We start from the raw sequence: 21,513 nt of genomic DNA, 5'->3' as shown, positions 1-21,513 counted from the left end.
CGGGAATCAACCCTGGACGAGCCGCAGCGCCAGGTAGTGGTTGATGCCGGTCACCCTGGTGTGTCGCACCTTGTGCCGGCGGAACTCCGTGAAGCCGAGCTTCTCGTACAGCCGTAGCGCGGCCACGTTGGTGTCGGCGACGCCGTCGATGACGTACTCGCGGTAGTCCGGAAGCTCGAGCAGATGGGTGAGGATCGCGCGGGCGACCCCTCGGCCCTGGTACTCCGGTGCCGTGGCGACGAACTCGATCGACGCCGCCCCGGGGGTGATGTCGGGGACGCCGCCGCCGAACTCGGAGCGAAACACGAAGTCGGCGATGGTGCCCTTGACGAACCCCAGGTGGCGGCGCAGTTCGCGTCCGTCGTGGCGGGTGGACTTCTGGACCCCGTCGGTACAGGCGGCGATACCGGCCGGTACGCCGTCGACCAACCCGGCGTAGAAGAGGTCCAGGACGAGCATGTGCTCGAAGGCGTCGGTGAGCGTCTGGGGATCCTTGGACAACGACCTGAAGTCCGCCCCGAACCCTGAGGTGAAGACCTCGGTGATGCGGCGACGGTGGGACTCGCCCAACTCCGACGCCGGTACGACGTCAATCACGGGAGCGCTCCTTGGTCAGGAAGCCCATCAACAGAGGCGCTGAGGGGGCGACGAAGTCCCGTCGCAGGGCGAGCCTCATGCTCACCAGGCCGCCGATCGCGGCGTAGTAGCAGGTGGTGAGCTGGGCGGGGTCTCCCGCACGGAACGCGCCCTCCGCCTGGCCCCGTTCGATGAGAGCCGAGGTCGCGCGCAGGAGCCGGCGATGGCGGTCCGCCAGTCGTTCGACCTCCACTGGTGGGTCGTCCATCGAATAGAGCTGGTTCATCAACAGGAAGAACTCGGAGAAACCCTCGTCCCGCTCGATGTCGTGGACGAACTCGGCGGTGAAATCGCCGAGAACACCGGCCGCGGTGCTCGGTCCACCCCCGGTGGGGGCGACGGTCGCGAATCGCTCGATCACGGCGTCGAGTCCGGCGACGGCGTAGCCCACCAGGTCGGCGAACAGGTCCTCCTTGGTGGCGTAGTGGCGGTAGATCAGTCCGGTGCTGGTCCCCGCCTCCCGTGCGATGTCCCGGATGCTCGTGGCCGCGAAGCCTTTGCGGGCGAAGAGTCGTGTCCCGGCGTCCTGGACGCGGGCCCGCGTGGCGACGCGCATCGCCTCGAACTGCTCCTGGCTTCGGGGCAACCGGCCCTCCCCCGTTGAATGAACATAAGTTCATTCAACGGTAGCACGCGGCGATCGGGTGGCGTCACGTCGACAAGGCGCCATGTCGACACGAATCGACCCGCCGGAACGCCGACCTGACCCACACCCCACCGGCTGGGGCGGCGGGAATCTCTGGGGGTGGTGGGGTTGCGTGGTGCCACACGGCTTGTCACGATTGCGTTATAAGAAACTCTTTGTGTCATGCGAAACAGCAGTGTGTTTCCGTGAGGCGATGGGTATTCACACCCAATAAGCCGTGGCAGGGGAGCGCCGATGAGAATCCTTGTCGCCGATACGTTTCCAGAGGCGTCCCGCGCGGAGCTTCACCAGCGCGGCCATGACTGTTCGTACGAGCCCGATATCACCGCCGAGGACCTGCCAAAGGGGATCCGGGGGTACGACGCCCTGGTCGTCCGCAGCACCAAGGTGACGGCCGACGCCCTCGCGGCGGCCAACCGCCTGCAGCTCGTGATTCGGGCCGGGTCGGGAACGAACACCATCGACACCACGGCGGCGAGCCGGCACGGGATCTCGGTGTGCAACGTGCCCGGCCGCAACGCCGTCGCCGTCGCCGAGCTCGCCGTTGGGCTGCTCCTCGCGGTGGATCGCCGCATCCCCGACAACGTGGCCCAGCTCAGGGCCGGCGAGTGGAACAAGAAGGAGTTCCAGCGGGCGCGCGGCGTCAAGGGGCGCCGGATCGGGATCGTGGGGCTGGGTGACATCGGTCTGGCCTTCGCCGAACGCGTCGCCGCCTTCGGTACGTCGGTGCACGCGGTGGCGAAACGAGGTCGGGACACCGCGACGCTGGAGCGGGCCCGCGCGATCGGCGTGACCTACGTGGACACGTTGGAGACCCTGGTGGCCACCTGTGATGTGCTCTCGCTGCACGTACCAGGTGGAGAGAGCACCCGCGGCCTGGTCGGACGCGGCCTGCTCGGGCTGATGTGGCCGGGCACGATCCTGATCAACACGTCGCGGGGCGACGTGATCGACGAGGCCGCGCTGCTCGAGGCCATGGACGCCAAAGGCATCCGCGTCGGACTGGATGTGTTCCCCGACGAGCCCACCACCGCCACCGCGCACTTCGACTCACCGTTGACCCGACACCCCAACGTCTACGGCACCCACCACATCGGGGCGTCCACCGAACAGGCGCAACAGTCGGTGGCGGACGGCGTGCTGGAGATCGTCGACGCGTTCACCGCCGGCACGCTGCTCCATTGCGTCAATCGGGACCTCAACCCCGCCTCACTCGGTGCGGACGGCTCCTGATGGCGGCCCGGACGAGCGCCGAGGCCAGTGAGACGCGGGCGGGCGTGGGGGTGCGTCCACCCCGGTTGCTCCTGGCCGACCGGGACCACGCCGGCTACTCGCACGACCCTGAGGACGTGGCCCCGCTGATGCGCGTCGGCGCCATGACCCGTCTTCGTGAGCCGGCCGTGGTCGTCTACCAGATCGCGGAGGGCGCACACCAGCAGACCGGCGTTGTCGTCGAAGTCCCGATCGCGGACTACCGGGACCGCCGGGTGCGACCCCACGAGGCGACCGACCCCGGTCGGGAGGAGGGGGTCCTGGAGCACCTCACCGAGGCGCGATTCCAGAACACACCGGTGATGCTCACGCACCAGCCCCGCCCCGCACTGAGTGAGGTCCTCCGCACAATCACGGCAGCCGAGCCGGACGTCGACCTGGACACGATCGGCCCCGCCACGCACCGCGCCTGGGTGGTCCGCGAAGCGCACGCCCTGCGCGTCGTGGGTCGAGAACTGGGGGCGCTGGACGCCCTGTACATCACCGACGGCCACCACCGTATGGCGGCCGCGGAACGTTTCGCCGCGGGGCACCCCGAGATCGGCCCCGACCACGCCGCCGCGTTCACCCTGGGGGCACTCTTCCCCAGTGACGAGATGCGGATCCTCGGCTACCCGCGTTCGGTGGTCCGACCCGCGGGGCGAACGGCGCGAGACATCCTGGCGATACTGGAGCGCTCCCCCGCTGTGGCCCGGGTGGACGACTGGCCTGGAGTCCACCCCCCGCCGCCGAGCCCGGGCGCGGTCGCGCTCGCCCTGGACGGCCGGTGGTACCGCATGTGGTTGCGGGACAGTACCGACGGGCTCCTCTCACAGCTCGACAGCGTGCGTCTGGACCACGAGGTGCTGGTGCCCCTGTTCGGTCAGCACGCCGTGCGGTACGTCCGCGGGGCGTCGGAGGCGGAGACCCTCGACGCGCTGCTCACCGACCACGACGGGGTGGGTTTCCTCCCCCACCCCGCCACCATGGCCGATGTCGTCGCGGTGTCGGACGCCGGGCTCGTCATGCCCCCGAAGTCCACCTGGTTCGACCCGAAGGCCTGCCAGGGGCTGTTCTCCCGGCAGTTGGTCCCACCCGACGCCTGACACCACGGACCACGCTCACGGACCACTCACGGGCCGGGGTCAGGCCGGGATCATCCCGTGTGGGTCGATCACGAACTTCTTGGCCGCGCCGCGGTCGAAGTCGCTGTACCCCTGGGGCGCCTCGTCCAGGGTGATGCGGGTGGCGTTGACCGCCTTGGCGATCTGGGCCCGTCCGGACAGGATGAGGTTCATCAGTTGCCGGTTGTAGCTCTTCACCGGGCACTGGCCGGTGGTGAACCGGTGGGACTTCGCCCAGCCGAGCCCCAGTCGGACCCCGATCTGTCCGACCTTGGCGTTCTCGTCCACACCGCCGGGGTCTCCGGTGACGTAGAGGCCGGGAATGCCGAGTCCGGCCCCGGCCCGGGCGATGGTCATGAGGTCGTTCAGGACGGTCGCCGGTGCCTCCCCGGCGTTCTCTCCGTGCCCCCGGGCCTCGAACCCCACGGCGTCCACCGCCGCGTCCACCGACGGCTCCCCCACGATCTGCTCGATCATGTCGGGAAGGGCGTCGCCCGAGGACAGGTCCACGGTCTCGCACCCGAAGGCGCGGGCCTGGGCCAGCCGGTCGTCCACCATGTCCCCCACGATGACCACGGAGGCCCCGAGCAGTTGCGCGGCGTGCGCCGCGGCCAGTCCGACGGGCCCCGCACCCGCGACGTACACCGTGGAACCCGAGGTGACGCCGGCGGTGTACGCGCCGTGGTAGCCGGTGGGAAAGATGTCCGACAGCATGGTCAGGTCCATGATCTTTTCCAGGGCCTGGTCCCGGTCGGGGAACCGCAGCAGGTTGAAGTCCGCGTACGGCACCATGACGTACTCGGCCTGCCCACCGATCCACCCGCCCATGTCCACATAGCCGTAGGCGGCCCCGGCGCGGCCGGGGTTCACGTTCAGACAGATGCCGGTCTTGCGTTCGTCGCACATGCGACACCGGCCGCAGGCGATGTTGAACGGGGTCGAACAGATGTCGCCGGGTTTGACGAAGAGCACGTCGTCACCCACCTCGACGACCTCACCGGTGATCTCGTGACCCAGGGTCTGACCCACGGGAGCCGTGGTTCGACCACGCACCATGTGCTGGTCGCTTCCGCAGATATTGGTGGAGACGACCTTGAGAACCACCGCGTGCGGGGCCGCGCGCTTGATGCCGAAGGCATCCGCGACCTCGGCGGGGATCTCCAGTTTCGGGTAGTCGGTGCTTTCGACGCTGACGCGGCCTGGTCCCTGATAGACGACCACTTTGTTGCCCACCATGACTGTTCCCTTCGAAGGCACTGCGTGGACGGTGGGAGGACGATCTCCCAGTCTCCCCGTTTTGTGATGTGCGCCACATGTTTTCGGGCATTGTGGCATCAATCGCTAGGGATCCGCACTGGGTCCCCGCTGTTCCGGGATCGCCGCGGCGAGACGCGCGGCTTTCCGGGGAGAACGGGCGTGCCGCATCATGCCGGCCCACGGGGCGTCGCCCGCGCGCTCGAACTGATCCAGCCGCGACTCGAGGGTGCGCACGGTCCACTGTTGGGCACTGGGCAGGTCATCCAGTTCCTCCCAGAACAGGGGCGTGGCGACGGGAGCACCGGGAAGGGGCCGTACGGAGTAGGGAGCGACCGCGTGCTGCGCGTAGGAGTTGCGCAGGACGTCGAGAAACAGCCGCCCGCGGCGCCGGTTCTTCCTGACAAGGGTGGTGAGTTCGTTAGGGTGCCGATCGGCCGTCCGGTCCGCGACGGTGCGGGCGAGCTCCCGCACGTCCGCGTACTCCTGCTCCGGTCGGAGGGGCGACACCACGTGGAGGCCGCGCGAGCCCGTCGTCATCAGGTAGGTGGCCAGCCCGGCCTCGACCAGTACCTCGCGCACCTCACGCGCGGCCTGGCGCACCGCCGCGAAGTCCCCGTCCGCGGGGTCGAGGTCGACGATGATCCGGTCGGGGTAGCGCGGGTTCTCCCCACGGCTCAACCACGAGTGCAGGGTGATCGCGGCCTGGTCCGCCAGCCACAGCAGAGTCGCCGCGCTCTCGCACACCACCATGGTGACGGTCCCGCCCTCGTCCCGAGGGACCGTCACCCGATCCACCCACGCGGGAGCTCCGGCGGGTACCTGCTTCTGGAAGAACCCCTCACCCGTGATTCCGTGCGGAAAGCGCTGCAGGGCGAGCGGATGACCGCTGACCAGCGGCACCATCCACGGGGCGACCGCGGCATAGTGTTCCGCCAGTTCGCGTTTGGTGACGCCGCCCTCGCCGAACATCTCCTTGTCCGGTTTGCCGATCCGTACGGCGTGCCGTCCACTGTGGACGTACTCCTCCTGGACGGTGCCCATGGTCCGACGCCTCCCCGTTGCGGCCGTACCAGGAGCGCTACCCACGTACGCAGCGGAAACACCCCAATCGCCGTATCCGTCACTCGGGTCGCAAACGCGACGAAACGGAGTTGCGGCCGCTCCGGAGAGGGGAACGATCAGGAGGGAACAGACGCATCACGACTCGGGGAGCGAGTATGTCGCTGACGATCGGCGGAGGTCCCCTCGCCACGGACCGACCGGAAACGGTGAACTACGCGATCGACGGACCACAGCACCTGCTGTACGCCCATCCGTTCCCGCGTCGGATCCGCGCCGAGCTGGCCGGGAAGACGGTCCTGAAGTCCAACCGGGGGATCCTCGTCCACGAGTCCAACCTCCCGCCCGTGCTGTACGTGCCGTTCGAGGATCTCGCCGTGGCTCAGCTCAAACCGAGCGAGCATCGGACACACTGTCCGTTCAAGGGAGACGCCTCCTACTGGTCGCTGCACGTCGCGGACAAGGAATCCGCGGACGCGGTGTGGGCCTACGAGAACCCCACCCCAGCCGCGTCCTGGCTCCGGGGAATGGCGGCGATGTACTGGAACGCCCCGGACGCCTGGTACGACGAGGCCGAACGCGTGCACGGGCACCTGCGGGACCCGTTCCACCGCGTCGACGCCCGTGAGACCACCGATCTGGTGCGCGTCGACTGGGAGGGAACGACAGTGGCCCTGACCGGGCAGGCGAAGGTGCTGTCGGAGACCGGGCTCGCCAACCGCCACTACATTCCCTTCGAGGACGTCCAGGCGGAGCTCGTGCCCAGCCGGAAGCGCCGCCACTGCCCCTACAAGGGCGAGGCGACGTACTGGACCGTTCGGGTTGGCGGCAGTGAGCTCCCGGACGCCGCGTGGTCGTTCCCGACCCCGCTCAAGGACGGACAGGACGTCGCTCGGCACGTGTGCTTCGGCGACCCGGAACTGACCACGACGGTGGAGCCGTCTCCGTGACTGGTCCGGACGCACCGCCCCCGCACGGGGGTGGGTCCGCGCTGGTCCGGCCTGGCCGAAAGTGGTAACGCGGGTCAGGGAAGCATGGGGGACTTCCCGTATGGCGCGGACGACACGACGTCCCCCAGAATGGAACCGAGTACGACGACCGACCAGACTCGGGGGCACCAATGGGTGACGTGCGGGTGGGACAGTCGGGGGTCCGCCCCGGGCACTCCAGGGTGGGGCGCCCTCCGGAACAGCGCCTCACTCACGCCGACCGCGACGCGGTCGCGGAGTCCCTGAAGGACGCCTACGCTCGCGGACAACTGGACGAGGACGAGTTCGACCACCGACTCAGCCTCGCCATGGGCGCGAAGTACCCCACCGATGTCCAACCGCTGCTCAACGACCTTCAGGTGCACGACGCGGGGCCCGCCTCGACGCCCACCGACTCCGACGGTGAACCCGTTCCCATGGACGCCGGTGACCGGCTCTGGGCCGGAGCGGGCCACGCCCTGGGATATCTCGGCCTGGCCCTGGGCCCGATGGTCGTTCTCCTGGCCAAGGGAGACTCGCCCTACGTCAAGAAGCACGCCACCGAGGCCCTGAACTACCAGCTCACCTTTTTGCTGGCGTCCATCCTCGTGGTGCCGGTCGGTGTCGTCACCCTGGGCCTCGGCTTCTTGGCCTACGCCCTCCTGCTCGTGGGCTGGCTCTTCCTCCCCGCCATCGCCGCCTGCGCGGCCGTTCTCGGCGCGAGCTGGAAGTATCCCCTCACCCTGCGACCGGTGAAGCACCGCTCCTGAGCCCCCGCCCACCCGGGATCGGTGGGCCCCGAGGACAAGCCCGTGCGCCGCTTCCTTGGCGAGGACACGACTCGGGCGCCGGAGGATGTGGTCATCCACGTCCGGCGCCCGCCGTTGGTCGCGCTAGGTGCGAACGCGCCCGTTGTAGTCGCTCGCCTGCTCGTCCCGTGTGTCGTCGCCGTGCGAGGAGGCCTGGTCCTTGGTCTCCCGCACCTGCTCACGGACGCGGTCCAGGTTCTCCTGCCACTCCGCCTCCTGCGCGGCACGCCGGGCGCGGTACACCCCGAAGGCGACCACGGCGCCGGCTGCGATGATCCCGGTGACCATCACCGCGCGCGGGACACGGCGCCGGCTCGACCGGGGATTCGGGGGCTCAACCCGGCGGGCCGTCGCGGACAGCGCGCTGGCGACCCGCGGTGCGACCGTGTCCTCGACACGGTTGGCGGCGACTTCGAGTCGCGGCGCGCACCACTCGCGCGCCTGAAGAATGCGCTCCGAAGCGTTGCGTTGGGCCGATCGCGCGTACGGCCCGAACTGTTCGGCCCGGTCCCGCGCGAAGCCCTGGAACTTCTCGAGCCGTGTCTCCGGCGGTGCGGTACGCCTCCTGCGCAGCGCTGTGATTGACACGTCGAATCCCCCTAGGTGTCGAGTTCGGTTGTCCGGGTCGCCCTACCCGAGGACACAGGTGCCTATGCACGAATAGTTCCGTGCGAGCACCACCTGCGGGTACGCCCCCAAACACTCAACCTGGGGCGTTATCCGCTTGTTATGTCCAAACATACGCTGGGCATGCCCATATTCACAGATATTGACACGCCGCTGCTCCCGGCCCCCGCGGCGGTACCGTGGACTCCGTCAGCATGAACTATCGGAAAGGCACACCGTGTCAGAGGCAACGGCTCGCCTGAAGACCACCAAGGGCGAGATCGTCCTGCGGCTCTTCCAGGACAAGGCGCCCAACACCGTCGCGAACTTCGTCGAGCTCGCCGAGGGCAGCCGGCAGTGGCGGCACCCCCAGACCGGGGAGACCAGCAACGCTCCGCTCTACGACGGAACGATCTTCCACCGGGTGATTCCGGGCTTCATGATCCAGGGCGGCGACCCGCTCGGCTCCGGCCGTGGCGGGCCGGGGTACAAGTTCGGCGACGAGTTCACCCCCGAGCTGCGCTTCGACCGTCCGTACCTGCTCGCCATGGCGAACTCCGGGCCCAGCACCAACGGTTCGCAGTTCTTCATCACCGTCGGTCCGCAGCCGCACCTCAACGACCGCCACACCATCTTCGGTGAGGTCGAGCAGGGCCAGGACGTCGTGGACGCGATCGCCAACGCGCAGACCGGGGCGAACGACCGGCCGGCCGAGGACATCGTCGTGCAGTCGGTGACCATCGAACGTCGCTAGATCTCCGGGAGACCGTAACCCGTGACATCTGAATCCCCTCCGCCAGAGTCCACCGATCCCGCCCAGGCGGGACCGACGTGCTTCCGGCATCCTGACCGGGAGACCTACGTCCGATGCACGCGCTGTGAGCGGCCGATCTGCCCGGACTGCATGCGGACCGCGTCGGTCGGCTTCCACTGCGTGGACTGCGTGGCGGAGGGGAATCGCACGGTGCGCCAAGCCCGCACCGTGTTCGGGGGTCGGTTGACCCAGGCGCCCTACGCGACCTGGACCCTCCTCGGCCTCATCGCGGTGTGCTTCCTCGCACAGCAGGTCCGGCCCGAGCTGACGTACGACTTCGGGATGCTGGGGCTCGGGCTGCTGCCGGGCGACGTCCTCGGCGGTGTGCTCATCGGTGAGTGGTACCGCTTCCTCACCTCCGCGTTCTTCCACGTCGGCTGGTGGCACCTGCTGTTCAACGGGTTCGCGCTCTACGTGATCGGGCCGAACCTGGAACGCGCCCTCGGGCACGCGCGCTACGTCGCGCTGTGGGTCCTGAGTGCCGTGAGCGGATCCGTGCTCGGCTTCCTCGCCACGCCCTACGAGCTCTCCGTGGGCGCGTCGGGAGCGATCTTCGGGCTCTTCGGGGCCGCGCTCGTCATCGGCCGACGCTTGGGGCTCGACACGAAGTTCCTACTCGGTCTGGTCGGACTGAACCTCGTCATCACCTTCGTGGTCTCCGGCATCTCCTGGACCGCGCACATCGGTGGCCTCGTCGGGGGGGTGGTCCTCGCCCTCGTCTACGCCTACCTGCCGCGTGCCGGCCACGGCGGGGCGACGAAGCGCTCGCGGAGCCGTGCCGGCATCCATGCGGCGCTGACGGGTGGTTACGCGGCGCTACTGCTGGGGCTCGTCGTCGCCGGTATGTCCCTGTACGGCTGAACCCCTGGGCTGGTGTCTGTCCACAGGGAGATGAACCCGCTGCTCACACCCTGTGGATAACTCTGTGGATAGATACCCGCAGTCAGGGTGAATCCCGACATGGCGGTAGGTCTCACCCGGCGTTTCCCGTTGCTGGCACTCAGTGCCAGCGTGTGGACAACGCCACGGCGACGATGAAGAAACTGAAGCCCACGGCGAGGTTCCACGGACCCAACTCCACCATCAACGGAAGCTGCCCCGCGGTCACGTAGTAGACCGCCAGCCACAGGATGCCGATGATCCCGCAGCCCAACATCGTGGGCACCAACCACTTGGGGCTGACCTTCGGTGCGTCCGTCTTGGGCGGCGGCGTGTACACGGCCTTACGCGACTTGCGGTCGTTCCGGGACTTGGGCACGGTCGCTGCTCCTGGTCAGGTGGACGAGATAGCTCAGTTAGTCAGGGTACCGCCGCGGGGGCGCTGGCGGGAAACGTGGGACGGAGCCGTGGACCGGGCGGTCAGTGACGAGCCACGGCGCGCCCGGCGCGGTGACCGTCCCGACCAACTCAGTCGTTGTCGCCGCCCCGCCCCCGCGGCCAGGGAAAGTCCTCATCGTCGCCCGGCGGCCAGGGGATGGACGGGTCGTTGCCGTTCCCGTTCCCGTTGTTTCCGTTGTTGTCATCGTCGTCATCATCATCGTCCTCGTTGTGCTCGGCGATGGTGATGGTGACCGTGGAACCAGGCGGCAGAGCGCTGCCGGGCTCCGGGTTCTGCCGGACGACGGACCCTTCGTCGGCGTCGTTGTCGACCTCGGTCTGCGTCGACCCCTCCAGGGCGACGTTGCTGAGGGCGTTGATGGCCTCCTGCTCGCTGAGGCCCATCACGTCGGGCACCTCGACGTCGTCAGGTTCATCCGCGATCACCAGGTCGACCGTGGAGCCGGTCTCTACGGTGTCCCCCGCCGCCGGAGTCGTCCGCATCACCTCACCGGGTTCGGCGTCCTGGGTCGGCTCGGTCGTGGTCTGGCCCACCTCGAGGTCGGCGTCCTGCAGTTCCTGCTGGGCCTCACTCTCCGTCAACCCGACCACGTCAGGGACGTCGACCTCGTCGGCGCCGGTGGAGACCAACAGGGTGACCTCGGAGTCCTCGGCGACCGAGGCTCCCGCCTGCGGCTCCGTGCCGATGGCGTCGCCCTCATCGATCTCGGAGTCCGCCTGCTCCTCCACCACCACGTTCGTGAGACCCGCGTCGGAGAGGTGCTGTTCCGCGGCGGACTGCTCCATCCCCTCCACATCGGGCACCGACACGTCGTTGACCCCGTTTCGCAGGAAGAGCCAACCAAGAAAGATCAGGGCGGCCAACACCGCGAGGACCAGGAGGACCCACAGCGCCTTCTTACCGCCCCCGCCCTTGCGGTCGTCGTACTCGTCGTCATCCTGCACGGGAGGCAGCATCGTCGTGCCGCCGGCCGGCGCCATCGCGGCGGAGGTCGGCATCCCCGACAGCCCACGCTGGATGTCGTTACGCATGTCCTCGGCGGTCTGGTACCGCTGTCCCGGATCCTTGGCCATCGCCCGGAGGACGATCGCCTCCATCCACTGCGGGACCTCGGGGTCCAGGTGCGTCGGCGGAACCGGGTCCTCACGCACGTGCTGGTAGGCGATGGAGACCGGGGTGTCACCCGTGAACGGGGGTTGCCCGGTGAGCAGTTCGTAGAGCAGACAGCCGGTGGAGTAGATGTCGCTGCGCGAGTCCACCCGTTCGCCCCGGGCCTGCTCCGGCGACAGGTACTGCGCGGTGCCGATGACCTGGGCGGTCTGGGTCATCGTCACTTGGCTCTCGTCGGTCGACCGAGCGATACCGAAGTCCATCACCTTGACTTCGGCCTGCTTGGTGAGCATGACGTTCGCCGGCTTGATGTCCCGGTGCACGATCCCGTTGCGGTGGCTGTACTCCAGCGCCCGCAGCACGCCTTCGGTGATCTCCATCGCGCGTTCCGGCAGGAGCCGCCGGCCGTCGTCGATGAGCTCCTTGACCGTACGACCGTCGACGTACTCCATCACGATGAAGGGAATCGACACACCGTCGAGGGTGTCCTCGCCGGTGTCGTACACGGCGACGATCGAGGCATGGTTCAGGGACGCCGCGGACTGGGCCTCGCGGCGGAAACGCGCCTGGAAGGTCTGGTCCCGGGCCATGTCGTGGCGCAACGTCTTGACGGCGACCACCCGGTCCAGCCGGATGTCACGCCCCCGGTAGACCTCGGCCATGCCACCCTGACCAACCACCCCTTCGAGTTGGTAGCGGCCGCCGAGTAGCCGTGGCTGAGACATGTCGTGCACTAATCCTCGTTACTCTGCGGCGACACGATCACGTCGCCGAGCCGATGAGAAGTATGGGACCTACTCTTGGTCGGGACCGTTCCCACCTCCGGTGTCCGGTGGTGGATCCTCGCCTCCCGGATCGGGATCTGGCTCGGGGTCGACCTCACCCTCGGTCGGATCCGTGGTGGGGTCGGCGGGGGGAGGTTCACTGTAGCTGTGGGTGGGTTCGGGATACTGGGTGCCCCCGCCGCCGCTCCCGTCGTCCTGGTAACCGGGGTCGGGCGCGGGTGGCGGTTCCTCGAGTTCGGGCTCTGGTTCGGGGTCGTCGGTCGGTGAGCTTTCCGTGCTCTCGCGAATGGGACTCGGGCTCGGTTCCGTTCCTCCGTCAACCTGGCCATCGTCACCACTTCCGTTCAAGAGCTGGCTCAGCGCCACCGTTCCGATCGCGAGCACCGCCACGGCGGCGATCGCGACCATCAGGATGCGCGAGCGGCGACTCATACCCGAACCAGGCTTGTCGGCAAGCCTAACGGAGCCGTCGCCGTCGTCTTCCGCTGCGGCGTCGATCGGCGGGTTGGGCTGGGTGGACGTCGTGCCCTTCGCGCCGGTGGAAACCATGGTGGGCGCGTCACCCACGGCGTCACCCTGGACGGGCGTCGCGGAGGTGGGCACCTGGGACATGACGGACGTCGCGGCTCCGCCCAACCGGGTGGGGTCGGACGGGAGCCCCTGTGCCATCGCGATCACCTCGGCGCTGGTGCCGGGGCGATCCTCCGGGGTCTTGCGCAGCAGCGAGTCCACCAGGTCCCGCAGTTCGACGGGCAGGTGGTCGGGGAGTGGCGGAGGGGTGTCACGGACGTGGGCGAGCGCGAGTGCCAGGGGGGAGTCCGCGTGGAAGGGTGGGCTCCCCGACAGGCACTCGTAGGCGACGACGCCCAAGGCGTAGAGGTCGGAGGCGGGCGTGGCTGGCGAGCCCGACGCCTGTTCGGGTGAGATGTACTGCGCCGTCCCCATGACCATTCCGGTCTGGGTCAGGCCCAGAGACTCGTTTCCGCGCGCGATTCCGAAGTCCGTGAGCTTGACGGTCCCGTCCCCCGTGACCATCAGGTTGCCGGGCTTGAGATCGCGGTGGACCACCCCGCGCGCGTGGGCCGCCCCCAGGGCCCGGGCGACCTGGACGATGATGTCGACCACCATCGGAGGCTCCAGGCCGTTGGCGTAGCGGTCGAGGATGGCGGACAACGGTTCGCCCGGGATGAACTCCATGACCAGGAACGCGATGTCGTCCTGCTCGCCGTAGTCGAAGACCTGGGCGATCCCCGGGTGGGACAGGACGGCGGTGATCCGGCCCTCGGTTCGGAACCGCTCTCGCGACACGCGGTCGGCCATGTGGCGCGCGTGCAGCAGCTTCACCGCGACCTCGCGGTTGAGCAGGCTGTCGTTGGCGCGCCACACTTCGCCCATACCGCCGCTACCAATGAGCTCTACCAGCTCGTAGCGCGAACTGAGGAGAGTTCCCTGTCTCTCCTCAGTGGGGCCGCTTGCGTCCTCGCCGTCGCTCATTCCTGGAGAACCGCTTCCATGATGTTTCTGGCGACCGGAGCCGCGTTCGTGCCGCCTGACCCGCCACCATGCTCGATGACGACGGCGACGGCGACCTCAGGGTCGTCGGCGGGCGCGAAGGAGATGAACCAGGCGTGGTTCTCTTGGTCCGTGCCCGCCTGTGCGGTACCGGTCTTGCCGGCGACCTGCATTCCCGGAATCTGAGCGGCGCTGCCCGTCGCTTCCGGACCCTCCGTGACACCAACCATCATGTCAGTGAGATCGCTCGCTGTCCCCCCACTCATCGCGGAAGAGTAAACGGACGGGCTTGCGGACTCGATCTCGGAGAGGTCGGGACCCTGCACCCGCTCGACCAGATAGGGCTCCATGACGTCTCCCCCGTTGGCCACGCCGGCGGCCACCATGGCCATCTGCAGTGGCGTCGCCTCCAGGTTGCCCTGCCCGATACCAGAGTTGAGCAGCGCGTTCGGACTGCCGGACTCGTTGGGGGAGAGGCTCTCCGTGACGGGAAGCGGGGTCTCCAGACCCTCCTGGTTGAAGCCGAACGCCGTCGCCTGGTCGTACATCACCTCAGCTCCGAGGTCGAGGGCGATGTTCGCGAACGACGTGTTACACGAGATCTCCAACGACTTCGCCAGGGTGGGGTTACCCCCCGCGCACGCGGTACCGAAGGAGTTCGGCAGCGGCGGACCGCCCTCAGGCTGCTCCAACGTCTCCGGGCCCTCCGACGTCGTGTCCGGGCTGTAGCCGTTCTCCAGTGCCGCGGCCGCGGTCACGACCTTGTAGGTGGACCCCGGAGGATACCGCTCGTTGAGCGCTCGGAACAGGAGTGGTTGGTCGGAATCCTCGTCGACGAGCTCCGCCTCGTAGTCGGCGTTGACGCCGCCGTTCTCCGTGACCAGTTCGTTGGCGTCGTAGGTCGGCAGGGACGCGGCGGCTATGATGGCGCCGGTCGTCGGGTCGAGCGCGACGGCGGCGCCCTGCCCACCCTGCTCCCGCAGGCCGTCCAACGCGGCGCGCTGCGCGTCGGGGTTCAACGTCAGCTCCACGCTGGCGCCCTGGCTCTCGACTCCGGTGAGCGTGTCGATGAAGTTGCGGACGAACAGGCGGCTGTCCGACCCGTCCAGCAACGAGTTCTCGTAGCGCTCGATGCCGGTGCGGTTGCCCAGCACCATGAAGCCGGTGATGTGGGAGAAGTACTCCGAGTCCTCGTACACCCGCCGGTACTCGTAGGCCGCGTCCTCGCCGGTCTCCTCGGAGAAGGCGAGCTGCTCGCTGTTCGCGGCGAGGATCGGCCCGCGTTCCATATTGAGCTGCCGGGCGATGTTGTGCGGGTTCCGACTGTGGTTGCGCAGGTCGTCGGCCTTGATCGCCTGGATGTAGTTGACGTTGAGTAGCAGCACGCCGAACAGGACCATGATGAACAGCGAGAGGCGACGGATCGGCTTGTTCATCGAGAGATCACCTGCGTCATTCCTTCGTTCTGGATGGCGACCGGTGCGGGCTTACGCGCGTTGTCGCTCAGACGCAACAGGATCGCGACGATGACCCAGCTCGCCAGCAGGGACGTACCTCCGGCGGACATGAACGGCGTGGTCATACCGGTCAGCGGGATCACCCGGCTGACCCCACCCAGAACGACGAACACCTGGAAGGCGATGAGGAACGAGAGGCCGGTGGCGACCATCTTCGCGAAGAGTTCGCGGGAGGCCAGCGCCACCCGGAGGCCGCGCTCCACCAGCAGGAAGATGACCAACAGGATCGCCATGAGGCCGGTGAGGCCGAGCTCCTCGGCGAAGGAGACGAGGATGAAGTCGGAGTCCGCGGCGAAGATGGTGTCCGGGGAGCCACTCCCCAACCCGGTACCGAGCAGTCCACCCTCGGCCATGGCGAACAGGCCCTGCACCAGTTGGTGGCTGTCGGAGTTCATCAGCTCGTCGTCGAAGGCGTTGAGCCAGATGTTCGCGCGCAGCTGGATGTGGCTGAAGAGGAACCACGCGAGCGTGGCACCCCCCATGAACAGGGTGAGCCCGATGATGACCCAGGACGACCGTTGCGTCGCCACGTAGATCATGGCGAGGAAGGTCCCGAACAGCATCAGGGAGGTTCCGAGGTCGGTGGTCGCCACCAGGATCAGGATCGAGATCGACCAGCCGACCACCATCGGACCCATGTCGCGCATCCGGGGCAGGGTGAGGAGCGTGACCGGGCCGATGCGTAGCAACCGGCGGCTCGCCAGGGACAGGACGTCCCGCTTCTGCACCAGGTAGCCCGAGAGGAACAGCACCAAGGCGATCTTCGCGAACTCCGACGGCTGCAGCGTGAAGCCCCCGAAGCCGATCCACCGCTGGGCGCCGAATCGTTCGATGCCCAGTCCGGGGACCACGGGGAGGAGCAGCAGGAAGATCGCGCCCGCGGCCAGCAGGTAGGGGTAGCGCTGGAGGTGGCGCGGTTCCTTCAGAAAGAACAGGATGGCCAGACACACGACCTGACCGAGCGCCGTCCAGATCAACTGGGTGCCGACACCCGCGTGGTCGCCCGCCTCGCCCTGGTTGAGGCGCCACACCATCGCAAGGCCGAGACCGTTCAGGAACACGGCGCAAGGGAGGATCAGCGGGTCGGCGTAGGGGGCCAGCCACCGCATCGCGAAATGCGTGGCCAGGGACAGACCGCAGAACGTCAACCCATAGCCGAACAGCCCCGGCGGGACGGACCCGTTCAGCGCGAGGCCCGCGGAGATGTAGGCGAACAGCGAAATCCCGAGCGCGACCCCGAGGATCGTCAGCTCAGCGTTGCGCCGCTTGACCGGCGGAAGGGTGACCGGTGCGGTGTCGCTCATCTACTGCTCCCCAGGAGCCTCGGAGTCGCGCTGCGGTGCCGGGGCCTCAGTGTCAGCGTCGGAAGGCGGATCGATGCCGCAGGAACCAGGATCGGCCGCACAACCCTCGGCGGTGGAGCGCAGCTCCTCCACGCGGTCGTCCGCGGCCTCACGACTGTCGAAGTTGATCGTCTCGCTCACCCGGGCCTGGTCCTGGTCCGGCAGGTGATCGAGGGGGATGCCCGTGTCCACGGGGTCGTACGCCAGGCTAATACCAAGCACCGTGGAATTGATGCCGCGGTAGACGGCGATATTCGTCTCGTCGTCATCCGGGCCGATGAAGTACTGGTTGTCCAGCCACTGCTTGCCGAAGTAGTAGGCGCCACCCAACACCAGGGCCAGCACGACGACGAATCCCAGCACCATCGGCCACCAGCGGTAGGTCCGATACTCCGGCTCCGCGTCGCCCTCGTCGGGGACGTCGCGGATCGGGTCCATCTCCGCGGTGTCGGAGCTGGACCGGGAGAGTCCCTGGGCGCGCCCGGCGGGTGTGTCCGGGATCATCGGGGGTTCGCGCCGCTGGTCGGCGGCCCCCACCACGACCGAGTTCGTCGGGATGTGCTTCGGATCCCGGGCCGTGTCCACCACCTCGGCGAGAACGGCGGTGATGTTGTCGGGCCCACCGCCACGGTTCGCGAGGTCGATCAGGCGCCGCGCCGCCGCGTCGAGGTTCTCCTCGGTGCTGAGCGTCTCGCCGATCGTGTCCTTGCTCACCACCCCGGACAGGCCGTCCGAACAGAGCAGGAACCGGTCCCCGACCTGGGCCTCGCTCACCTGGATGTCCGGGTCGACCTCGCCCTGGCCGTTCAGCGCGCGCAGGATGAGGGACCGCTGCGGGTGGGTCGCGACCTCCTCTTCGGTGATCTTGCCCTCGTCGACGAGGGTCTGCACCAGAGTGTGGTCGTGCGTGATCTGCCCGAACTCGCCGTCGCGCAACCGGTAGGCGCGCGAGTCCCCGACGTGGATCAACGCGAAACGGGAACCCGACCACAGCATTGCCGTGATCGTGGTTCCCATGTTCTCCAACCGGGCGTTCTCCACCACCTGCTGGGCGATCGCCTGGTTCGCCTGGTCCAGGGCGCTACGCAGGACCTCGACCATCTCGCTGCCAAGCGTGTCGCCGTCCAGTGGTTGCAGCGCGGAGATCGCGATCGAGCTCGCGATCTCGCCACCCTCGTAACCCCCCATGCCGTCGGCGACCGCGAGCAGGTGGGGCCCCGCGTAACCGGAATCTTCGTTGCCTTCGCGGAGGTGTCCGACATCGGAGTATGCCGCGTAACGGAGTGCAATGGTCATTTGCGTAGTTCCAGGACGGTCTTGCCGATACGGATTGGTTGCCCGACAGTCAAAGGAACCGCCCGGGTCAAGCGCTGGTTACCGAGATAGGTGCCATTCGTGGATCCCAGGTCCTCGACGATCCAACGGCCGTTGTCGGGATAGATCCGCGCGTGGCGGCCCGACGCGTAGTCGTCGTTGATGACGAGAGTGGCATCCTGAGCGCGCCCGATCACAATCGGCTGAGAGGTCAGATCGAGGGTCGTGCCGGTGAGAGGGCCCTGGGTGACGACGAGAGCACGAGGCTCCTTCCGGCGTCCGCGGGAGGAACCTGACGCCCGGCGCTTGGGCTCCCCCGCGGCCGGCCGTGCCTGCTGGGCCTTGCCGCGTGGCGAACCGAACAGGTCGGTTCTGATCACACCGACCGCCATGAGGACGAACAACCAAAGCACCGCGAGAAACGCGAGCTTGAACGCCATGAGGGTGAGGTCGGTCATTGCAGTGCTCTTTGGTCCCTGTCGTGCTCCGGCCGGAGGTCGCGGCGATCCCACCGGATCGCCGTCTCCACCATGGTCATTGATAAAGCCGCGTCATCCGCCAGGAGAACCGGCAGACCCGGCTATTGTGCCCGACCGGATCAAGCCGTTGGGAGGGAGAACTCCTGGCCATTCCAGACTTCGTGGTTCATCCCCATGGCCACCGGGGTCACCGATGTGGGGCTCCTCCTCCTGCCTTAGTCGTTTGTGGCTCGTCGCCGGTTCCCGTCATCACAACGGGATTAGTCCCGGCGGAAGGTCATGATCGTGCGTCCCAAAGTCACACGCGTGCCATCCACAAGCTGAATCGGTCGTTCCGCCTGCTGGCCGTTCACGAACGTGCCGTTCGTGGACCCCAGGTCCACCAACACGGCCTCGTTGTCGTCCACCCGGATCTCCGCGTGGTGACGTGAAACACCGTTGTCCACCAACCGGAGATCACAGTCGTTGCCGCGCCCCAGCAACGTGACCTGAGTCGCCAACTCGAACGACTGCTGAGCCCCGCGCTCCGCCGCGCCCGACGGATCGTCCATCGACGCCAACAACAACCGCGGGTTACCCCGGATCCCCGAGGCGCTCTGCGGATGGTCCGACGTCGGCTGGCGAATCTCGCCGCCCTCGACCGTGGACCCCCGGATCACGCCAGAACGAATCCGGAACCGACCCGTCTTGAGGTCCTCCGCCTGGTCAAACCGTACCCGGACCGGGCCAACGAAGGAGTACTCCTGCTCACTCGCGTACTCACGCGCGAGCTTCGCCAACTCCTCACCCAAGTTGTCCGAGTACACCTCGAGACGTTCCTTGTCCGGAGCCGACAACTCCACAACGAAATCGTTGGGAACCAACGTCCGACCCTTGGCGACGATGGCCGCGCGCTCGTCCATCTCACGCTGGACCGCACTCGCCACCTCGACGGGCTGAAGCTCCGACTTGAACGCCCAGGCGAAGCCTCCCTCGACTATGCCCTCAAGTCTGCGCTCGAAGCGTTGGAGCACTCCCACAAGGCACCTCCCCTGCCCAACTCGCGCGCGAGCGAGCGACGCCGCGGTTCCCGCCCAGGAACACTCCGGGAAACCGCCTTCCCATCGGTACACGCGGCCGGACCAAGGCCCCAAAAAGCCGCGAGACAAGCACTGAGACGATCGTAACCGTGCAATCGTGCCACGAGTGTCAACACTCAGCCCGGCAGTCAGTCCACCCCAGCCACAAACAAACGATGCGCAACCGGTCCCACAACCGTGTTAGCCTTGATCCCATCGCCAGCACGGGCCGCAAGACCAGCGGTCCGACACAGATACAGCTTATCCACAGATAAGTACCCCTTGGGCGGGTGGCGGAACGGTAGACGCGCACGGTTCAGGTCCGTGTGTCCGAAAGGATGTGAGGGTTCAAATCCCTCCTCGCCCACGCGACTCTAAGACGACCTTGCTCGGCTGCTAGGGCAGCCTCGCAAGGTCGTCTTTTTGTGCTGGTCGGGGGGACGACCCCCCGCGCCCCCCGCGTGGCAACGTTGGTCGCGCACCGGTCGGAGGGACGGGCCTGGAGCCCTGCATCGCCGGGTGATTCTGCGGCGCTGCGCGCCTGAAAGCGTTCGTGTGCCGGGCTGCTAGGGCAGCCTCGCAGGGGCGTCTTTCGGGGGGACGCTCCCCACTCTGTTGGCTGGGGCCGCTCCGCGCCGGACCCCGCGCGGCGACGTTGGTCGCGCGCCGGTCGGGGTGACGGGCCTGGAGCCCTGCGCCGCCGGGTGGTCCTTTGCGCCGCGCGCCTCACTCGGGGTGGGGCGGTGTCGGTTGCCTCGGGTTCCCTCTCGTCCCCGCGGGTGACCCCTTCGTGCGGCCTGGACACGTTGCCCGCCCGTTGGAAGTCGCTTCCCGGAGGCGAGCGCGCACTCGTCCGACACGTCCCCGGAGTACGCACGCGCTCGGGGGCGCGGACGATCGTCCACGCCCCCGAGAGAGATCGGTCGGAGCCGGATTCCGGCCCGGCCGTCATCCGAGTCGACTACGCGTCCAGAACGGTCCCCATCACGTCCCAGCGGTGGATCTCACAGCCGTCGGTACGGTCGAACTCCAGGTCAACCTCGGTTTCGCCGATGTGGCCGGAAACGGTCGCCTGGGCGTTACCGCCGTAGATCATGGTGCACGGTTCGTCACCGCCCGCCTCCTCGACCTCCTCCAGGTCAAGGTCCTCCAGATCCGCACAAGCGGCCTCAGGGTCCGGATGGTCCCCACCCTCCGGACCACAGGTGAGAGTCCACTCCGCCGGTTCACGCTCCTCGTCCGGCAGCTCCTCCCCCTCCGGGTCGAGCGTCACGACGACGGTCAGTTCGGTGTCGGCCTCGCCGCCGGCGTCCTCGGCGTCACCGCCGTCCTCGGTCGAGTCCTCCGCCTCGGTCTCCGCCGGGTCGGCGTCCTCGGGAGCGACCTCGGTGCCGTCGTCACCACAGGCGGTGAGCAGCAGACCGGACAGGACCGCCGACAAGAGGAGATGCCAGGCAGAGATCGAATGTTTGTTCCGCATACTCTGTTGGACGGGAATGATCGACATAAGGTTTCCGCCTTAGTGTCATGTGTCTGTTGTTGAGGGGATTCCCGTATGCACCAAACGCCGGAGATCGACGCAGCCTCCGTACCGGAGGACGGGTTCCTTCTCGATGTGCGTGAGGACGTGGAGTGGAACGCGGGGCATGCCCCACACGCCGTGCACGTCCCGCTCGGTCAGCTCGCCGCGCGCGTCAGCGACGTTCCACAGGACCGCGATGTCTATGTGGTGTGCCGCTCCGGCGGACGCTCGGCACAGGCTACCGACGCGCTCAACGACGCCGGATGGCGGGCCACCAATGTCGCCGGCGGAATGAAGGCATGGGAGATGTCCGGGCGTGCCATGACCTCCGAGAACGGCAACGATCCTCAGGTCGCCTGACGGG

21 protein-coding genes and 1 tRNA gene are annotated in these 21,513 nt (G+C 67.9%); 8 read left to right on the top strand and 14 right to left on the bottom strand.

Annotation, left to right across the window (positions count from 1 at the left end):
* Window positions 1-6: 6 nt before the first annotated feature.
* Both J4H86_RS16290 and J4H86_RS16285 read right to left on the bottom strand, forming a co-directional pair.
* Window positions 7-597 (bottom strand): GNAT family N-acetyltransferase, encoded by a 591-nt coding sequence (locus tag J4H86_RS16290; protein ID WP_236538608.1) that lies wholly within the window; start codon window positions 595-597, stop codon window positions 7-9.
* Window positions 590-1,222 carry a TetR/AcrR family transcriptional regulator gene (locus tag J4H86_RS16285; protein WP_236538607.1) on the bottom strand — a complete coding sequence of 211 codons (633 nt, stop codon included), beginning with the start codon at window positions 1,220-1,222 and terminating at the stop codon, window positions 590-592. Before J4H86_RS16285 ends, J4H86_RS16290 begins: the two co-directional genes overlap by 8 nt.
* A 294-nt stretch (window positions 1,223-1,516) precedes the next feature.
* On the opposite strand from J4H86_RS16285, the gene J4H86_RS16280 reads away from it, so the two are divergent.
* Window positions 1,517-2,515 (top strand): NAD(P)-dependent oxidoreductase, encoded by a 999-nt coding sequence (locus J4H86_RS16280; RefSeq protein WP_236538606.1) that lies wholly within the window; start codon window positions 1,517-1,519, stop codon window positions 2,513-2,515.
* Window positions 2,515-3,639 (top strand): DUF1015 family protein, encoded by a 1,125-nt coding sequence (locus tag J4H86_RS16275; protein WP_236538605.1) that lies wholly within the window; start codon window positions 2,515-2,517, stop codon window positions 3,637-3,639. The genes J4H86_RS16280 and J4H86_RS16275 overlap by 1 nt, the downstream gene beginning before the upstream one ends.
* A 39-nt stretch (window positions 3,640-3,678) precedes the next feature.
* Here J4H86_RS16275 and fdhA read toward each other — a convergent pair whose 3' ends face one another.
* Window positions 3,679-4,893, bottom strand: coding sequence for a formaldehyde dehydrogenase, glutathione-independent (gene fdhA / locus J4H86_RS16270; protein WP_236538604.1), 1,215 nt, complete (start codon window positions 4,891-4,893; stop codon window positions 3,679-3,681).
* Window positions 4,894-4,998: 105 nt separating this feature from the next.
* Window positions 4,999-5,955, bottom strand: a complete 957-nt coding sequence (gene ligD / locus J4H86_RS16265) for a non-homologous end-joining DNA ligase (RefSeq protein WP_236538603.1) — start codon at window positions 5,953-5,955, stop codon at window positions 4,999-5,001.
* Window positions 5,956-6,131: 176 nt separating this feature from the next.
* Between ligD and J4H86_RS16260 the strand changes: the two genes are divergently transcribed.
* Together J4H86_RS16260 and J4H86_RS16255 are read left to right on the top strand one after the other, a co-directional pair.
* Window positions 6,132-6,923, top strand: a complete 792-nt coding sequence (locus J4H86_RS16260) for a DUF427 domain-containing protein (protein WP_236538602.1) — start codon at window positions 6,132-6,134, stop codon at window positions 6,921-6,923.
* Window positions 6,924-7,093: 170 nt separating this feature from the next.
* Window positions 7,094-7,711: a DUF1707 and DUF4870 domain-containing protein gene (locus J4H86_RS16255; RefSeq protein WP_236538601.1), complete on the top strand. Its 618-nt coding sequence runs from the start codon at window positions 7,094-7,096 to the stop codon at window positions 7,709-7,711.
* 123 nt (window positions 7,712-7,834) lie between these two features.
* Here J4H86_RS16255 and J4H86_RS16250 read toward each other — a convergent pair whose 3' ends face one another.
* The gene (locus tag J4H86_RS16250) at window positions 7,835-8,338 is read right to left on the bottom strand and encodes a hypothetical protein (RefSeq protein WP_236538599.1); all 504 of its coding nucleotides are present in this window, start codon (window positions 8,336-8,338) and stop codon (window positions 7,835-7,837) included.
* Window positions 8,339-8,594: 256 nt separating this feature from the next.
* Here J4H86_RS16250 and J4H86_RS16245 point away from each other — a divergent pair, with 256 nt between their 5' ends.
* The gene (locus J4H86_RS16245) at window positions 8,595-9,110 is read left to right on the top strand and encodes a peptidylprolyl isomerase (RefSeq protein ID WP_236538597.1); all 516 of its coding nucleotides are present in this window, start codon (window positions 8,595-8,597) and stop codon (window positions 9,108-9,110) included.
* A 21-nt stretch (window positions 9,111-9,131) separates the two neighbouring features.
* A complete protein-coding gene (locus J4H86_RS16240) occupies window positions 9,132-10,031 on the top strand; it encodes a rhomboid family intramembrane serine protease (protein WP_330932424.1) in 900 nt (299 codons plus the stop codon).
* Between the two features lie 139 nt (window positions 10,032-10,170).
* On the opposite strand, the gene J4H86_RS16235 is transcribed toward J4H86_RS16240, so the two are convergent.
* The 8 genes from J4H86_RS16235 to J4H86_RS16200 form a co-directional block, all read right to left on the bottom strand.
* Entirely contained in the window at window positions 10,171-10,428 is a 258-nt protein-coding gene (locus J4H86_RS16235; protein WP_236538595.1) for a cell division protein CrgA, read from the bottom strand.
* A gap of 149 nt (window positions 10,429-10,577) precedes the next feature.
* A complete protein-coding gene (gene pknB / locus J4H86_RS16230) occupies window positions 10,578-12,344 on the bottom strand; it encodes a Stk1 family PASTA domain-containing Ser/Thr kinase (protein ID WP_236538594.1) in 1,767 nt (588 codons plus the stop codon).
* 69 nt (window positions 12,345-12,413) lie between these two features.
* Window positions 12,414-13,898, bottom strand: a complete 1,485-nt coding sequence (locus J4H86_RS16225) for a serine/threonine-protein kinase (RefSeq protein WP_236538592.1) — start codon at window positions 13,896-13,898, stop codon at window positions 12,414-12,416.
* Entirely contained in the window at window positions 13,895-15,352 is a 1,458-nt protein-coding gene (locus tag J4H86_RS16220) for a peptidoglycan D,D-transpeptidase FtsI family protein (protein WP_236538590.1), read from the bottom strand. Before J4H86_RS16220 ends, J4H86_RS16225 begins: the two co-directional genes overlap by 4 nt.
* Window positions 15,349-16,737 (bottom strand): FtsW/RodA/SpoVE family cell cycle protein, encoded by a 1,389-nt coding sequence (locus tag J4H86_RS16215; RefSeq protein WP_236538588.1) that lies wholly within the window; start codon window positions 16,735-16,737, stop codon window positions 15,349-15,351. Before J4H86_RS16215 ends, J4H86_RS16220 begins: the two co-directional genes overlap by 4 nt.
* Window positions 16,738-18,072, bottom strand: a complete 1,335-nt coding sequence (locus J4H86_RS16210) for a Stp1/IreP family PP2C-type Ser/Thr phosphatase (protein ID WP_236538587.1) — start codon at window positions 18,070-18,072, stop codon at window positions 16,738-16,740.
* Window positions 18,069-18,548: an FHA domain-containing protein FhaB/FipA gene (locus J4H86_RS16205; RefSeq protein WP_236538585.1), complete on the bottom strand. Its 480-nt coding sequence runs from the start codon at window positions 18,546-18,548 to the stop codon at window positions 18,069-18,071. Before J4H86_RS16205 ends, J4H86_RS16210 begins: the two co-directional genes overlap by 4 nt.
* A 281-nt stretch (window positions 18,549-18,829) precedes the next feature.
* Window positions 18,830-19,588, bottom strand: coding sequence for an FhaA domain-containing protein (locus J4H86_RS16200; protein WP_236538584.1), 759 nt, complete (start codon window positions 19,586-19,588; stop codon window positions 18,830-18,832).
* Window positions 19,589-19,911: 323 nt separating this feature from the next.
* Here J4H86_RS16200 and J4H86_RS16195 point away from each other — a divergent pair.
* A tRNA-Leu gene (locus J4H86_RS16195) sits at window positions 19,912-19,994 on the top strand.
* Window positions 19,995-20,588: 594 nt separating this feature from the next.
* Here J4H86_RS16195 and J4H86_RS16190 read toward each other — a convergent pair.
* The gene (locus J4H86_RS16190) at window positions 20,589-21,107 is read right to left on the bottom strand and encodes an SSI family serine proteinase inhibitor (RefSeq protein ID WP_236538582.1); all 519 of its coding nucleotides are present in this window, start codon (window positions 21,105-21,107) and stop codon (window positions 20,589-20,591) included.
* A 75-nt stretch (window positions 21,108-21,182) separates the two neighbouring features.
* Between J4H86_RS16190 and J4H86_RS16185 the strand changes: the two genes are divergently transcribed.
* A complete protein-coding gene (locus J4H86_RS16185) occupies window positions 21,183-21,509 on the top strand; it encodes a rhodanese-like domain-containing protein (RefSeq protein WP_236538580.1) in 327 nt (108 codons plus the stop codon).
* Window positions 21,510-21,513: the final 4 nt, after the last annotated feature.

It is taken from the genome of Spiractinospora alimapuensis (assembly GCF_018437505.1).
GTDB classification, from domain to species: Bacteria; Actinomycetota; Actinomycetes; order Streptosporangiales; family Streptosporangiaceae; genus Spiractinospora; species Spiractinospora alimapuensis.
Note: the sequence above shows the minus strand (reverse complement) of the source record. Positions and strands in the feature narration are given on the sequence as shown.